Here is a 13,804-nt window from a genome sequence, read left to right as displayed (position 1 = left end):
TCAGCCGGGCTCGTTTGGCCATTGCACCAGATTGCGCGCGTGAGCGCGGGCGGCCATTTCGGTCAACAACGCCTGGGCCAGCTGATCGAGCGGCGATCCGTCGGCATAGTCGGCGGGGCCGGCCATGTGGGCGCGGCCGTCATCGCGCAGCTCCCGCGCCGCGGCCATGCTGTGGGGGCTATCGGGATTGTAGACCGCCACCGCCGAGCCGCCCTGGTCGGTCACCAGGCGCATGGTGGGAATGTCGGTGAGGCCATCGCCGAAGAAGGCGATGCGGTCGAAGGGCACCGGCCGGTCGTCCTTGGCCATCACCTTGTTGATGGCCACGTCGTCCCATTCGTCCAATGTCCACTTGTTGATGCGGAAGAGGAACTGGGTCTTGGAGGTGTAGTTGACCGCCAGCGCTGGACCGATGGCGTCGCCAGCCTCACTGAACATAAAGGCCGAGGCGTAGATCTTCGTAAAATGACGCGCGATCGGCGAGCCCTCGATGAGCTCACGGTTGCCCGACGAGATGATGAAGTGGGAGAGGTCCATTTCCAGATTGGCCGCGCGCGTGTTCTGGCGGTCGAACCAGTCGAGGACCCCGGGGAACAGCGGCAGGTTGGCGCCGCGCTGGCGCCAACTGGCCTCAGTGAGGTCGATACCCTTTTCGCGGGCCTTCGCCAGCATCAGGTGCATGTAGGCCAGGATCGGGTCGCCACGCTGGGTCTTGGCGAGGACCGTCACCTCGTCCCAGAAGTCCTGGTGATTGGCGATCCCCAGTTCGCCGGGGATGAAGCCGTGCTCCTGCATGTTGCCGGGCGCGAGGGTCCCGTCGAAATCGTAGGCGAAGACCGCCCGGGGCCGCTCGAAGGTCATGGCGCGGTTCTAGAAGGGAAACCGTCCACGAACCACACGAACTCCACGAACGGGCCACGTCCTGCGAGGCCCGCGCAGCGGGCGCCTTCCAATTGGAACCACGGAAAACACGGAAAGCATCGGCGTCTTCCGTGATCTTTCCGTGTTTTCCGTGGCTGGAAGACTGAGCCTCCGCTGCGCGGAGCCTCGGAAGCGAGCCCGTTCGTGTAGTTCGTGGACGACCCTAACGGCCTTTGAACTCAGCGGGGCGCTTCTGGACGAAGGCCATGATGCCTTCGCGCGCGTCCTCGGTGCGCGAGGCGTCGCCCTGGACGTAGGCCTCGGCCTCCACCTGTTCGTGCCAGGCGGCGTCCATGGAGGCCCAGATCAGATTGCGGGTGTAGCCGAGTGAGATCGGACCCTCGGCGAGCTGGGTCGCCAGCGCCATCGCCGTCGGCATCAGCTCGGCGTCGGGCACGCAGCGGTTGATCAGGCCCCATTCGAGGGCGGTCCCGGCCGGCAGCTTCTCGCCCAGCAGGGTCAGCTCCATGGCCCGCGCCTTGCCCACCAGGCGCGGCAGCAGGTAGGTCGCGCCGCCGTCGGGCACCAGGCCGATGCGGCGGAAGGCCTGCAGGAAATAGGCGCTCTCGGCGGCGACGATCAGGTCGCAAACGAGGGCCAGGGAGGCCCCGACGCCGGCGGCCACGCCATTGACCGCGGCGACCAGCGGCTTGGGCGATTTCCGCACGGCGCTGACGAAGGGGTTGTAGACCTTGATCAGCGACTGGTTGGGGCCGCCCGGGTTCTCGGTGATCCGCCCACCGCCGCCCGAGAGGTTGGCGCCCGAGCAGAAGCCGCGGCCTTCGCCGGTCAGCACGATAGCGCGCACGGCGGGATCAGCCACGAAGCCGTCGAAGGCGGCGGTCAGGCCGTCCATCAGTTCTATTCCGGCCGCGTTCAAGGTCGCGGGATCGTTGAGCGTGATGATGCCGATCTTGCCCTGGACCTCGGTCCGGACCTTTGCGGGCGATTGCGCGCCGTCCATGGGAATTCCTCCAGCTCGAGCTGTCTCGCCCGATCTAAAGGACTTTACCCTTGCGGAAGCCTAGCTGAAAGCGCGCGCCGTCAGGCGCCCGCTCATCCCGGCGAAGGTCGGGACCCAGATGGGATAGCTCAGATGTGGGTTCTTTGATCTCGGAGTCATGCCAACCCGCCATCCAGATTTGAGATCTGGATCCCGGCCTTCGCCGGGACGAGCGGTTTATATAGCTCAGGCCGCGGCGACGGCCGCCATGGGCGGGGCCGCGGTGGTGCGGTTGCGGCCGGCGTGCTTGGAGGCGTAGAGCGCCGCATCGGCGCGTTCCACCAGGCTCATGGTGCTTTCGCCGGCGATCCGCTCGGCGTAGCCGGCCGAGACGGTGATGGTGCCGAGGTCCTCGTTGGTCGAGCGGCGCTTCAGCGAACGCGACGAGACTTCCTCGCGGATCGTTTCCAGCACGGCCTTAGCGGCGCGGCCGTTCTCGGCGGGGAAGATGATCGCAAATTCCTCGCCGCCATAGCGGGCCGCCATGCGCGGATGGGCGCCCATACGGCCGATGACGCTGGCCACATAGCGCAGCACCTGGTCGCCGATCTGGTGACCCCAGGCGTCGTTGAAGCCCTTGAAATGATCGATGTCGATGATGGCCAGCGTCATGCCTTCGCTGGCGGCGTCGGCGTGGTCGCAGGCGCTTTCCAGGCCCTCGTCGAAGGCCTTGCGGTTGGCCAGGTTGGTCAAGCCGTCGGTCATGGCGTCGCGGCGCACCTGATCCAGGCTCTCGCGCAGGCGGCCGAGTTCGGCGGTGGTGTCGGCGAGCTGGCTCTCCAGTTGGGAGTTTTCGCTCTGCACCTTCTTGGTGGCGGCGGTCAGGTCCTCGACGACGGATTTGACGGTCGTGGCGTCGTCGCCCTCCAGGCGGCCGGACGCGATGGCCAGTTCCTGGCCGTACTCTTCGCTGGACCGCTGGGCGCTCTCGATGGCGGCGGTGACCGATTGCAATTCCTTGGACAGGACATCGCCGGCTTCCAGGATGTCGCCGTTTAGCTTGGCTTCGGGCAGGAACTGGGCGGCGAGCGCCTCGCCGACGGTTTCGGTGATCGGCTCGCCAGCCGCCAGCAGGCGATCGATCTCCTGCGCGAGCGGGCTCTCCTTCTCGGCGACGTAGTGCACCCAAAGCTCGAAGTTGCGCACCGTCGGCCAGACCTGATGCGCTTCCATGACCTCAAGCGCCTTACGCGCGAGCTCATAGGACCTGGGGCTGCGGAGCGCGGTCTGGACGTCCACCGACATGTGCTGGTCTTCCCGAGGAGGCTGGCCGCCTTATGCGAACCGCCTGTAGCGGAAAGGAATTTACGACCGGAACAGCCAACTAAGCGTTAAGGCGCGCACCTTGTCGCACCCGCTTTCACCAGGAATTTAAACCTAGTCTTCGCTGCGCGGCGGGGGCGGACGCGACAGGAACGCCGGCACGTCGCGGCCGAAGCCCACCACGCCGTCGTCGCCGTCGTCCCGGTCGCGGCGGCCGCGCTCGTTGCGGTCCTGCCCACGGTCCGGTTGCCGGTCGTGCTGCTGCTGCTGCTGCGGCCGGTCCGGCTGAGCCCGGGCCGGCCGGTCGCGGTCGCCGCGCTCGCGAGGCGCGCGTTCGGGTTCGCGGGCTTCGACAGCGGCGGCCGGCGCCGGCGTCGGTGCGGCCTCCGGCTCGGGGCGCGGTTCGCCGCCGCTGCGGCGGCCACGGGTGCGGCCCGTGCGTTCGGGGGACCGCGCGCTGCGTTCCGGGCGCGGCGCGGCTTCGCCGGCGGCGGGTTGCGGGGCGGTGGAGGGATCGAAGGGCGCCATGGCCGCGACCTCGCCATGCACCGGCACGGGACGCGGCCGGCGGTCACGGTCGCGTTCACGGCTGGAGGACGAGGCGCCGCCTCGGCCGCCGGGCCCACCACGTCCGCGGTCGCCGCCGCGGCTGTTGCGGGGTTCGTCCTTGATGCTGGCCCAGTCAATGTCGAGGGCGATTTCTTCCGGCGGCTTGCCGATCAGCTTCAGGACCTTGTCGAGGTTTTTCGCGTCGCCCGGCGTCGCCAGCATGAAGGCTTGGCCCGACTTGCCGGCGCGGCCGGTCCGGCCGATCCGGTGGACGTAGTCGTCGGCGTGGATCGGCACGTCGTAGTTGAAGACATGGCTGACATCGGGGATGTCGAGGCCGCGGGCCGCCACGTCGGAGGCCACCAGGAGCTTCAGACTGCCGTCGCGGAAGCTCGCCAAGGTCCGCATGCGGGTCTGCTGGTCGAGGTCACCATGGATCGGTGCGGCGTCGAGGCCGTGGGTTTTCAGGGACTTGGCGACGATATCGACTTCGGATTTGCGGTTGCAGAAGACGATGCCGTTCTTCACGTCGTCGCGGTCGATCAGCATGCGCAGCGCCGTGCGCTTGGCCTTGTGATCCTGGGTCGGGATGCGGACCAGATACTGGGTGATGGTCTCGGCAGTGGTGGCGGGCCGGGAGGCCTCGATCCGGATCGGATCCTTGAGGAACTGCTTGGTGAGGCGGGTGATCTCCGGCGGCATGGTCGCCGAGAAGAACAGGGTCTGCTTCTTCACCGGCGTCAGCTTGAAGATGCGCTCAAGGTCCGGGATGAAGCCCATGTCGAGCATGCGGTCGGCCTCGTCGACCACCATGATCTGCACGCCGGTCATCAAGAGCTTGCCGCGCTCGAAGTGGTCGAGCAGGCGGCCGGGCGTGGCGATCAGCACGTCGACGCCGCGGTCGAGCTTCAATTCCTGGTCGGAGAACGAGACCCCGCCGATCAGCAGCGCCCAGCTGAGCTTCTGCCCCTTGGCGTACTTCTCGAAGGACATGGCGACCTGGTCGGCCAGTTCGCGGGTGGGCGCGATGACCAGGGCGCGCGGCATGCGGGCCTTGGAACGTCCGGCCTTCAGCCGGTCGATCATCGGAAGGGTGAAGGCCGCGGTCTTGCCCGTGCCCGTCTGGGCGATGCCCAGGACGTCCTGGCCGGCCAGGGCGTAGGGGATGGCCTCGGCCTGGATGGGGGTCGCGGTGGTGTAGCCGGTGTCGGCGACGGCCTGCAGCGTGGCAGGCGAGAGTCCAAGTTCGGAAAATTCTGTCATTCGGTACGGTTAGGTGCGGGGAGGCCGCCCACGAATGGACGGGCGCGCCGCGGCGGCGCGAACGGAGATCGTCGCACGGGCCGGAACATACGGGCCGCGACCGTCAAGTCAACGCGTTGGCTGCCTCTGCGGTTCAGCAGCGGCGCCAGCGCCCGCTTTGCAGCCACCTCGCGGGCAGAATTGCGCGCTCTAAGCCTGGCCCGGCGCCAGCCTCACGTCGACGCGGGCGCGGCCCCGGGCTTCGGCGATTTCTTCGGGCGTCTCGGAGCGGATGGTGGGCGTGACGGTGATCTGCAGGCCATTGGGCAGGGCGATGGTCCCGGTCTCGCCGGCCGCGAGCTCGATCGTCCCGGAGACCATGGGCGAGAAGCTGCGGTTGAGGCCGGCGGTGACCGCCAGGCGTTCGCCGTGTTGGGTGACGCTGGTGAACAGCCGATAGCGGCTTGGCGCGTTGGCGATGTAGCCCAGACGGTAGCGGGACTGCGACCCGAACGCGGTGAGGTCGGTGGTCAGCGGGACGCCATCCGGATCCTTCATGGTCGCCACGACGCGGACCGCCGCGCCCGGCTCGACCGCAGACCAGTCGGCAAGGCCGCGGATGCGGCGCAGCGGGCCAAAGGAGCCCGGCGGTAGCAGTCGGCGGCCGGCGCCGGCCTTCTGGGGATCGTCGGTGGCTTCGGTCATGCCGGCGTTGGCTGGCGGTTCGGCGGCGGCTTCGGCCACGGGGTCGGGTTCAGGCTCGGGCTCGGGCTCGGTCGAAATCCGCTGCAGCCTGGCTGGCGGGCCGAGGGTGGCGACCGCCGATCGCGGTGCGAGGCTTTCACCGGCGGCGGGTCGGGCGGTCGCTGGCGGCGCGGCGACGAGCACCACGCGGGCCGGCCGCGTGGCCCAGACCGTCGCCGCGCCGCCCAGCACGATCAGGCCGACGAGGCCGAGGCCGATGCTCCGTCCCATGACGCCCGGCCGCGGACGCGACAGCAGGCGGACGCGCTCGACCAGCGGATGGGTCGCCTGCGCCGGCCAGTAGCAGCCAAGTGGCAGCGGCCGGTGGGAGAGCTGGGTCTTCAGCATCGCCTGGCCATAGGTCCGCCGCGCCCGGGGATGCCGCGCCATCACCTGGGCGTCGCACGCGAACTCCTGGTCGATCCGCAGGTAGTGGGCCATCAAATGAACCGCCGGATTGAACCAGCTGGCGCAGCGGGCGAGGGCCATGAGCGCGTTGATCCGGGAGTCCTGGCGGCGGATGTGAGTGGATTCGTGGGCCAGCACGACCCGCTGCTCCGATGGGGAATAGTGCTGGGCGAAGTCGTCCGGGACAACGATGCGGGGCCGCACCACGCCCACGACGGCCGGGCCGGCGGCGCCTGCGCGCACCGCCCGGTCGAAGCGCGTCTGGCTCCAGGCCAGCCACAGGAGGGCCGCCAGGCCGCCGGCGATCCAGATGACGGCGAGCGCTGTCGACAAGCCCTGCGCGGATGCAAGGCGCAGGGTGGGCGCGAATCCCGGGTGGGCGATCAGCAGGACGTCCGGGCCAGCGGTCGGCGCGGCGCTCGTGGGGCCCGGTAGCCACACCGTCCGCGCCGGCGCCAGCATGGCCGCGACCGCGAGCGGCGCCAGGGTCCAGAGGCCATAGGCGAGGCGCGGGCCGAACAGGCGCCGGACCGGGACGCGCAGGACAAGCACGATGCCGATCGCCGCGGCGGCCACGAGGTTCAGGCGCAGCAGGGGACCGAGAAGCTCACTCATCGTCGTCTTCGAGCTTCGCGATCAGGCTCTTCAGCAGCTTGATGTCGCGCTCGGTGAGCGCGCGGTGCTCGGCGAAGTGGGCGACCAGCGGGGCGACCTCGCCGCCGAACAGGCGGTCGACCAGGCCCTGGCTTTCCGACTGCACATAGTCCGCGCGGCTGAGCAGGGGGCGATAGAGGTAGCCGCCCTCCTCGCGGCGGCCTTCGATGGCCTTCTTGCGCAGCAGACGGGTGATCAGGGTTTTCACCGTGCCCGGCGCCCAGCCGTGCGCTTCGCCGACCGCCTCGACGATTCCGTCCGGCGTCAGCGGCCCCTTGGCCCAGAGGGCCTCCATGATCTGACTCTCGGCTCCCGAGATGCGCGTCGCCGCCATCTTCCCGCACCTTATCGAAAATACACGTGTACTTTCATCTAGAATACGTCTGTATCATAGGCCATCGGGCCGGGACGGCCAGTAAATTCGAGGACATGAATCGTGCGCACGAGCCTCATCTCCGTGGCGGTCGCCGCCATCCTGCCGTCGCTGGCCGCAGCGCAGGAGGTCGCACCGCAGGCGCCTGCGCCCCTGCCGGCTCAACCGTCCGCGACGCCGCCCGCCAAACCGAAGCCCGCGGACGGGGCGGCGGGCCGGACGGTCGGCGAAGTGGTGGTGACCGGCGAGGCGGCGGTCCCGGTGCAGACCTCCATCGACCGCAAGAGCTACGACGTGACCAAGGACCTGCAGGCTCAGTCCGGGGCCATCACCGACGCCTTGCGCAACGTGCCCTCGGTGCAGGTCGACGTGCAGGGCAACGTCAGCCTGCGCGGCGATGGCAATGTCACGATCCTGATCGACGGCAAGCCCTCCAGCCTGTTCCAGGGCGACAACAAGGCCCAGGCGCTGCAGTCGCTGCCGGCGGATTCCATCGCGCGGGTGGAGGTGATCACCAACCCCTCCGCTGAGTTCCAGAGCGACGGTTCGGCCGGGATCATCAACCTGATCACCAAGCATTCGAAGGGCCTCGGCTTCACCGGCTCTGTGCGGGGCACGGTGGGCGACGAGCTACGCGCCAACACCGGGGTCAGCCTGGGCTACAATTCCGACAAGCTGACGGTCTCCAGCGATCTCAGCGTGCGGCGCGACAAGCAGAAGCTGAACCAGGCCGACGACCGGCTGACGCCCGATCCGGCCGGCGGCTTCGACGGCGTCGATCAGGAGCAGGTCCAGCACTTCCTGGCGGAGTCGGTGAACGCGCGGCTCGGCGTCGACTACGACCTGACGCCTAAGACCCGCGTCGGCTTCGAGACCCACGGCAACTTCACGGACTTCCTGCTGAACGGGCCTTCGCGGATCGGCGAGTTCGGCCCTGGTGGCGCGCCCGCTGCGCGTTTCGAGCGCGACCTCGATATCCATCAGAAGCGGGCCCTGGGCGGGGTGAGCGTCAACCTGCGCCAGAAGTTGGCCGGCGAGGGCGACTTCGCCACGAGCCTGAGCCTCGAGGAGATCAACGACGCGCGCACCCGCTCGGGCCACACCCTCGATCAGGTCCCGTCCGCACCGGAGGAATTCGACCGGCAGGCAATCAACAACCACCAGCACCACATCGAACTGAAGGGCGACTGGACCCAGCCGCTGGCGGATATGTCGAAGCTCAAGGCCGGCTTCGACGTCGACCACGTGGACAACAGCTACCGCAACCGCGGGTTCGCGGGCGGCGCGCTGGATACGGAGGCGCCCGATCCGACGCTGACCAATCTCTTTGAATTCCGCCAGACGGTCGCCGCGGCCTACGTGACCTATGAGCGGCCGGTGGGGCCGGTGACCTTGCTGGCGGGCCTGCGGGTCGAGGACATGCAGATCCATCTCGACCAGGCGACACTCGGGCAGGAGAACCAGATCGATTACCTGCGGGCCTATCCGACCCTGCACCTGAGCTGGAAGCTCGCCGACACCCAGCAGTTCACCGCCAGCTATAGCCACCGCATCCAGCGTCCGGACCCCGGTGCGTTCAATTCATTCCGCCTGGAACTCGACCCGCTGAATTTCCAATCCGGTAACGCACATCTGAAGCCGCAGCAGACCCAGTCGTTCGAGCTGGGCTACGAGTATCGGCAGTCACCGCTGGTGCTGGTCACAACCCTCTACTATCGCGAGAACCGCGACGGCTTCGCCCAGGTGCTGCACGACCTCGGCGGCGGCGTCTTCCTGAACGAACGGGACAATGCCGCGCAAAGCCGTTTCGCCGGCGTGGAAGAGGTGGCTAGCGGCAAGATCACCTCGAAGATCAGCTACAACCTGAGCGTCAACCTGCGCTGGAACCAGCTCGACAGCCTGGGACCGATGTTCGCGCCACGGCGCTCGCTCGTCAGCGGAGAGGGGCACGGCAGCATCTCCTGGCAGGCGACGCCGAACGACCTCGTCCAGTTCAACGGTTTCGTGCAGGGCAAGGAGCTGACCCCGCAGGGCGCGCAATCGCCCTTGCTGGGCTTCGACCTCGGCTATCGCCGCAAGCTCACCGACAAGCTGTTCCTGGTGGTCACCGCCCAGGACGTGTTCCACAGCTTCTACAGCTTCTACCGCGCCGACACGCCGGTGTTGATCGAGCGGACCAAGGCGGACTTCGACACTCGCCAGTTCCGCGTCGGCTTCAGCTGGTCGTTCGGCGGCGGGAAGCCCAAGGAGCCGGCATTCGAATTCCAGAACGGCGGCGGCCCGACACCCTGACGGTGATCAGGGCGTGGCGCGGGAGGGTTGTTCGTCCAGCTCGTCGACTTCGTGTTGCAGGCGTTCGGCGGCGGCCCGGGCGCGGGCGACGCTGGCCTTGAACTCCGGCGATTGGGTCAGCTGGCGGGCGGCCTCGCCGGCCTGGCGGGCCGCGTCCATGCGGGCTTTGAATTCCGGGGATTCCGTCATCTTGCGCGCCATCTCGCCGGATAGCCGGGCTTGCGCGATCTGGGCCTTGAACTCGGGGCTCTCGGTCATCTTGCGAGCGGCTTCGCCGGCGGCCCGCGCGGCGTCGCCGGACGCCCGCGCCGCTTCCCCGGCCGCCCGCGCGGCGGCGATCTGCGCCCTGAATTCCGGAGATTCCGTCAGCTTCCGAGCCGCTTCGCCGGCTTCCCTGGCCTTGGCGATCTGCGCCTTGAACTCGGCGGACTCCGTGTACTTGCGGGCGGCCTCTCCCGCCTCCTTCGCCTTGGCGATCTTGGCCTTGAACTCGGGGCTTTCGACCAGGGCGCGGGCCGCTTCGCCTTCCTTCTCGGCCTCGGCGACGGAGGCTTCCAGGCGGGCCTTCTGGTCCGGCGTCAGGTCCTTGTCGCTCCTGGTGAAGATGGTGATCTCGCGGCCGTTGGCGGAGGTCCAGCGGCGCTCGTAGCCGCCGTCGTCGTTGAGGATCACGCCGCGGTGCGAAATGGTCACCGAGCGGTGGTGGTTCGGCGAAGGCTTGGCGGGTTCCGCCGGAGCCGCGGGTTCCGCGGGCTCGGCTTCGACGGCGGCGGCCGGGATCGCGGCGGCGGATGCGGGCAGGGCGGTGCGGCTGACCACCGGCTGCTGGGCGGCGGCGGGCGAGACGTGCAGCACGAGGGCCGTGGTCAGCAGGCCGGTAGCGAGGACGCCGGCGCCGCAGAGGCGCGCGGCATGGAGCGGGCCGCGCACGGCGCGGGCGGGGTTCATCAGATGCATGACGCGGTCTTCCAGGTCGGTGCGGCCAAAGAGGCCGACCAGCAGGGCGGCGTCACGGACAGGCGGGTTGGCGCCGAGGGCGCGGGCGAGGGCGAGCAGGCATTTGGCGTAGGCCTGGTCGGAGGTCATCGCAGAGGCGGCCATGGCGTCGCAGGCGAGCTCGCGGCTGCGGCGCACGCCGCCTTTGAGGGCGATCAGCGCCGGGTGCCAGCTGACCGGCAGGGTGAGGACCTCGCAGGCCAGGTTGATGGCGTAGTCACGGCGCACCACGTGGGCGGCTTCGTGCAGCAGGGCCGCGCGCAGCGCCTCGCGGCCGACCGCCAGGCGCTCGGGGATCAGGATCACGGGTCTCAGCGCGCCGACCACGGCCGGGGTGCGGATATCCGGGGAGCAGCGGACCGGCGGCGCGCGGCGGCCGTGCGACGCGGCGAACACGTCGAGCGCGGCCGTGATCTCATCGGCCAGGGTGGCTGGCCGCGAACGTTGCAGCAGACGACGTGCGGCGAGGCCGGCGATCATCAGGCGCACGCCGACGATCAGAGCCGCCAGGGCGAAGAGGGCCATCAGGAACGGGGCGGCGTGGGCGGTGAGGCCGGCGATCATGCCCTGGAGCGCCTGCCACTCTTCGGAAAGCAGGCTGGGCGACGGCGCGGTCTCGACCAGGGCGAAGCGCGCCGGGTCGGACGCGGCTTGCACGGCGACGGCGGGCGGCGCCGGGGCCTTGAAGACGAAAGCCGGCAGCAGGGTGGCGGCCAGCAGGAAGCCCAGCCAGACGCGATTGCGGGCTTTGGGCGTCAGGCCGGCGAAGCGGCAGACCAGCGGCGCGCCGATCGCGGCCAGGGGGATCTGCCAGGCGGCGTTCAGCAGGTAGGCGACGAGCAGGTCGCGCATCACTTGTCCTCCGTCTTGTCGTCGCGGGCCACCAACTTCGAGGCCCGCGCGATCTCTTCCGGGGTGATCTGCTCGGCGTCGATCAAGGCCATCAACAAGGCCTCGCCGGAGCCGCCGAACATCCGCGAGACCAGGTCCTTCAGCGCCGTGCCGACGGCGCGTTCGCGGCTGACCGCGGCCTGGTAGGCGAAGGCGCGGCCGACGGCGGCGCGGCGCACCTTCTTCTTGCGCAGCAGCACGTTCAGCATGGTCTGGACGGTGGTGTAGGCCAGGTCCGAGCCCAGCTTCTCCTGCACGGCGGAGACCGTGCTAGGGCCGGCGTCCCACAGGACCTGCATGATCTGCAGCTCCAGGGGCGTCAGCACGCCGGTCGATTTGGCGCGGGGCGAGGCCGCCATGGCTGGGACTCCTAAGACTTTCGGAGTCATCGCCCCGGTGAGGCGGAATCGTCAACTAAACTTTTAGTAGGAATTGACGCCGGTCCCGCCGGGACCGGCGCCCGAAAGCCTGGCTATTTGCCATCGACCGAATAGGCCAGCAGCACGTTCGTGCCATTGCCGCCGGTGTTGGCCGCGCCGTTGAAGCCGCTCATCACGAAGACCCGGCCGCCGGCGATGGCGGCGCCCAGGCCGTCCAGGCTGCCGCCAGGCTGGCCCTTCACCTGGTTGACGGTGTCGTAGGTGCGGTCGGTCGTCGAGTCGGCCCACAGGACCTTGCCGGTGGCTGCGTCGTAGGCGCGCAGCCAGCCGTCCATGGTCCCGGAGAACACCACGCCCGGCATCACCGAGGGCGCCTGGGACTGGGCCCGCACACAGGCGCCGCCGCCACGATCACGGGACCGGTCGCCGGCGTAATGACAGTCCGCGACTGGGGCGGGGACGTTCCAGAGCACCTTTCCGGTGGCGGGATCGATCGCCGTGAGGCCGGGCTTCGGCGGCCCGAGCACTGTCGCCACCGCTGACCGGCCGAGCTTCTTCAGGTTCTCTTCCAGGAGGTTCACGGTGTCGGCGTTGGCGACGTAGAGGCGGCTCGTGTCCGCCGCCATGCCCCACTCGATGCCGCCGAGTGAGGAGCCGGAGCCCACGCGCTGGCTCCAGAGCGTCTTGCCGGTGTCGGGGTCCATGCCGAAGGCGACGCCGGACTTCTGGCCGGACAGCACCACGTCCTTTCCAGAGGCGAGGTGGAACAGGATCGGCGAGGCGCCGAAGTCGTAGTCGGGCCCATCGGGGCTCGGGCAGTTGGCCGGCTTGGTTGCCGCGTTGCAGCCGACGATGAAGTTGTCGGCCTCGGTCACCTGGTTCGACCAGCGAACCTTGCCGGTCTTCATATCCATGGCGAAGATCGCGTCGGCGCCCTTGGTGTCGACCTCGGTGTAGCTGTCGCCGGTGGCGACGTAGACCAGGCCGCGCTTGGCGTCGACGCTGGGCGCCGACCAGATCGCCCCGCCGGCGGGACCCAGCATCTGGGTCCCGGCGGAGTTCTTATGAGTCGGGTGTGGCGGCTGGTCGATCACATAGGTTTGCCATTGGGTCTTGCCGGTCTTGAGATCGAGGGCGACGACCGAGCCGCGGAAACTGCAGCAGGCATAGGTGGGCTGACGCGCGGCGCCTTCCTCACCCGAGGTGAGCGGCACGAAGACCTGATCGCCGGAGATCACCGGCGCGCCGGTGATCCCCGCCACCGGGTTGGCTTCCAGCGGGGCCGAGCGCCAGATCTCCTTGCCGGTCTGGGCGTCGAAGGCCCGCGCCGTCTTGTTGCGCTCGCCGATCACGGTCAGCCAACCGCTGGGCGAAATGTCGGACTTCACCACCATCGGCGTGGTGCGTGAGACCGCGCCCTCGACCACCCAGCGCACGCAGCCGGTGGCGGCGTCGAGGGCGTAGAACTTGCCCGAACGGTTGGTGACGAACAGCCAGTCACCGATCACCGTGGGCATGCCGCCGGGCATGGCGAAGGACCATTTCACCTTCAGCTTCGGCACGTCGGCTTTGGTGAGGCCCGGCTTGGGTTGGTAGCGGTGCGAGGTCGGGTCGAAGCCGACACTGGTCCAGTCGCCGCCGGTGGCGTGGATCGGAGGATTGACCGCGCACTTCACGTCGATGCCGACCGCCGCGGGCGCCGCACGGCCGGCCGGCGCGGCCGCGGCGGTCTGGGCGGGCCTGGCGCCGGTCAGGTAGGCGGCGACCGCCTGCTTGTCCACGTCCGAGAGACCGGCGGCCATGGGCTTCATGACGCCATTGGTCAGGGCGTCGACGATCTGGGCCGCGGGATACGTCGCCAGGGTCGCCTTGCTGGGCGCCCGGTCGATATTGGGGTCGTGGCAGGCCTTGCAGCGGGTGTTGAAGACGCCTTCGCCGGCGTCCTGGGCGTGAGCCGCCAGGGGCGCCGCCACAGGCAAGGCCAGGGCGGCTAACGCCGCCATCCAAATGGGTGGTCTCATAATCGCTTCCCCCGAAATGCTTTTCTTTGAAATCTTTGCCCGTGAGATTGCGGGCGGATTTCACGCG

The 13,804-nt window shown here is 69.1% G+C and carries 10 protein-coding genes; 1 reads left to right on the top strand and 9 read right to left on the bottom strand.

Annotation, left to right across the window (positions count from 1 at the left end):
* The 6 genes from VHS75_RS13990 to VHS75_RS13965 form a co-directional block, all read right to left on the bottom strand.
* Complete coding sequence (locus VHS75_RS13990; protein ID WP_329639230.1) at positions 1–861, bottom strand: haloacid dehalogenase-like hydrolase; 861 nt, start codon at positions 859–861, stop codon at positions 1–3.
* A gap of 223 nt (positions 862–1,084) precedes the next feature.
* On the bottom strand, positions 1,085–1,885 hold the full coding sequence (locus VHS75_RS13985; protein ID WP_329639229.1) for an enoyl-CoA hydratase/isomerase: 801 nt from the start codon (positions 1,883–1,885) through the stop codon (positions 1,085–1,087).
* Between the two features lie 225 nt (positions 1,886–2,110).
* A complete protein-coding gene (locus VHS75_RS13980; RefSeq protein ID WP_329639228.1) occupies positions 2,111–3,169 on the bottom strand; it encodes a GGDEF domain-containing protein in 1,059 nt (352 codons plus the stop codon).
* Positions 3,170–3,301: 132 nt separating this feature from the next.
* Complete coding sequence (locus VHS75_RS13975; RefSeq protein WP_329639227.1) at positions 3,302–4,999, bottom strand: DEAD/DEAH box helicase; 1,698 nt, start codon at positions 4,997–4,999, stop codon at positions 3,302–3,304.
* Positions 5,000–5,188: 189 nt separating this feature from the next.
* Positions 5,189–6,745 carry a M56 family metallopeptidase gene (locus tag VHS75_RS13970; protein ID WP_329639226.1) on the bottom strand — a complete coding sequence of 519 codons (1,557 nt, stop codon included), beginning with the start codon at positions 6,743–6,745 and terminating at the stop codon, positions 5,189–5,191.
* A complete protein-coding gene (locus VHS75_RS13965) occupies positions 6,738–7,118 on the bottom strand; it encodes a BlaI/MecI/CopY family transcriptional regulator (protein WP_329639225.1) in 381 nt (126 codons plus the stop codon). The genes VHS75_RS13970 and VHS75_RS13965 overlap by 8 nt, the downstream gene beginning before the upstream one ends.
* A gap of 102 nt (positions 7,119–7,220) precedes the next feature.
* On the opposite strand from VHS75_RS13965, the gene VHS75_RS13960 reads away from it, so the two are divergent.
* The gene (locus tag VHS75_RS13960) at positions 7,221–9,449 is read left to right on the top strand and encodes a TonB-dependent receptor domain-containing protein (protein WP_329639224.1); all 2,229 of its coding nucleotides are present in this window, start codon (positions 7,221–7,223) and stop codon (positions 9,447–9,449) included.
* Between the two features lie 6 nt (positions 9,450–9,455).
* On the opposite strand, the gene VHS75_RS13955 is transcribed toward VHS75_RS13960, so the two are convergent.
* From VHS75_RS13955 to VHS75_RS13945, 3 genes are all read right to left on the bottom strand, one after another.
* A complete protein-coding gene (locus VHS75_RS13955; protein ID WP_329639223.1) occupies positions 9,456–11,297 on the bottom strand; it encodes a M56 family metallopeptidase in 1,842 nt (613 codons plus the stop codon).
* Positions 11,297–11,695, bottom strand: a complete 399-nt coding sequence (locus VHS75_RS13950; protein ID WP_329639222.1) for a BlaI/MecI/CopY family transcriptional regulator — start codon at positions 11,693–11,695, stop codon at positions 11,297–11,299. The genes VHS75_RS13955 and VHS75_RS13950 overlap by 1 nt, the downstream gene beginning before the upstream one ends.
* Positions 11,696–11,808: 113 nt before the next feature.
* Positions 11,809–13,737, bottom strand: a complete 1,929-nt coding sequence (locus tag VHS75_RS13945; RefSeq protein ID WP_329639221.1) for a PQQ-binding-like beta-propeller repeat protein — start codon at positions 13,735–13,737, stop codon at positions 11,809–11,811.
* Positions 13,738–13,804: the final 67 nt, after the last annotated feature.

The organism is Phenylobacterium sp., from assembly GCF_036264965.1.
Classification (GTDB): domain Bacteria; phylum Pseudomonadota; class Alphaproteobacteria; order Caulobacterales; family Caulobacteraceae; genus Phenylobacterium.
Note: the sequence above shows the minus strand (reverse complement) of the source record. Positions and strands in the feature narration are given on the sequence as shown.

Coding starts and splice junctions, on each gene's coding strand:
- VHS75_RS13990 (WP_329639230.1), bottom strand. CDS start 861: ATGACCTTCGAGCGGCCCCGGGCGGTCTTCGCCTACGATTTCGACGGG.
- VHS75_RS13985 (WP_329639229.1), bottom strand. CDS start 1,885: ATGGACGGCGCGCAATCGCCCGCAAAGGTCCGGACCGAGGTCCAGGGC.
- VHS75_RS13980 (WP_329639228.1), bottom strand. CDS start 3,169: ATGTCGGTGGACGTCCAGACCGCGCTCCGCAGCCCCAGGTCCTATGAG.
- VHS75_RS13975 (WP_329639227.1), bottom strand. CDS start 4,999: ATGACAGAATTTTCCGAACTTGGACTCTCGCCTGCCACGCTGCAGGCC.
- VHS75_RS13970 (WP_329639226.1), bottom strand. CDS start 6,745: ATGAGTGAGCTTCTCGGTCCCCTGCTGCGCCTGAACCTCGTGGCCGCC.
- VHS75_RS13965 (WP_329639225.1), bottom strand. CDS start 7,118: ATGGCGGCGACGCGCATCTCGGGAGCCGAGAGTCAGATCATGGAGGCC.
- VHS75_RS13955 (WP_329639223.1), bottom strand. CDS start 11,297: ATGCGCGACCTGCTCGTCGCCTACCTGCTGAACGCCGCCTGGCAGATC.
- VHS75_RS13950 (WP_329639222.1), bottom strand. CDS start 11,695: ATGGCGGCCTCGCCCCGCGCCAAATCGACCGGCGTGCTGACGCCCCTG.
- VHS75_RS13945 (WP_329639221.1), bottom strand. CDS start 13,737: ATGAGACCACCCATTTGGATGGCGGCGTTAGCCGCCCTGGCCTTGCCT.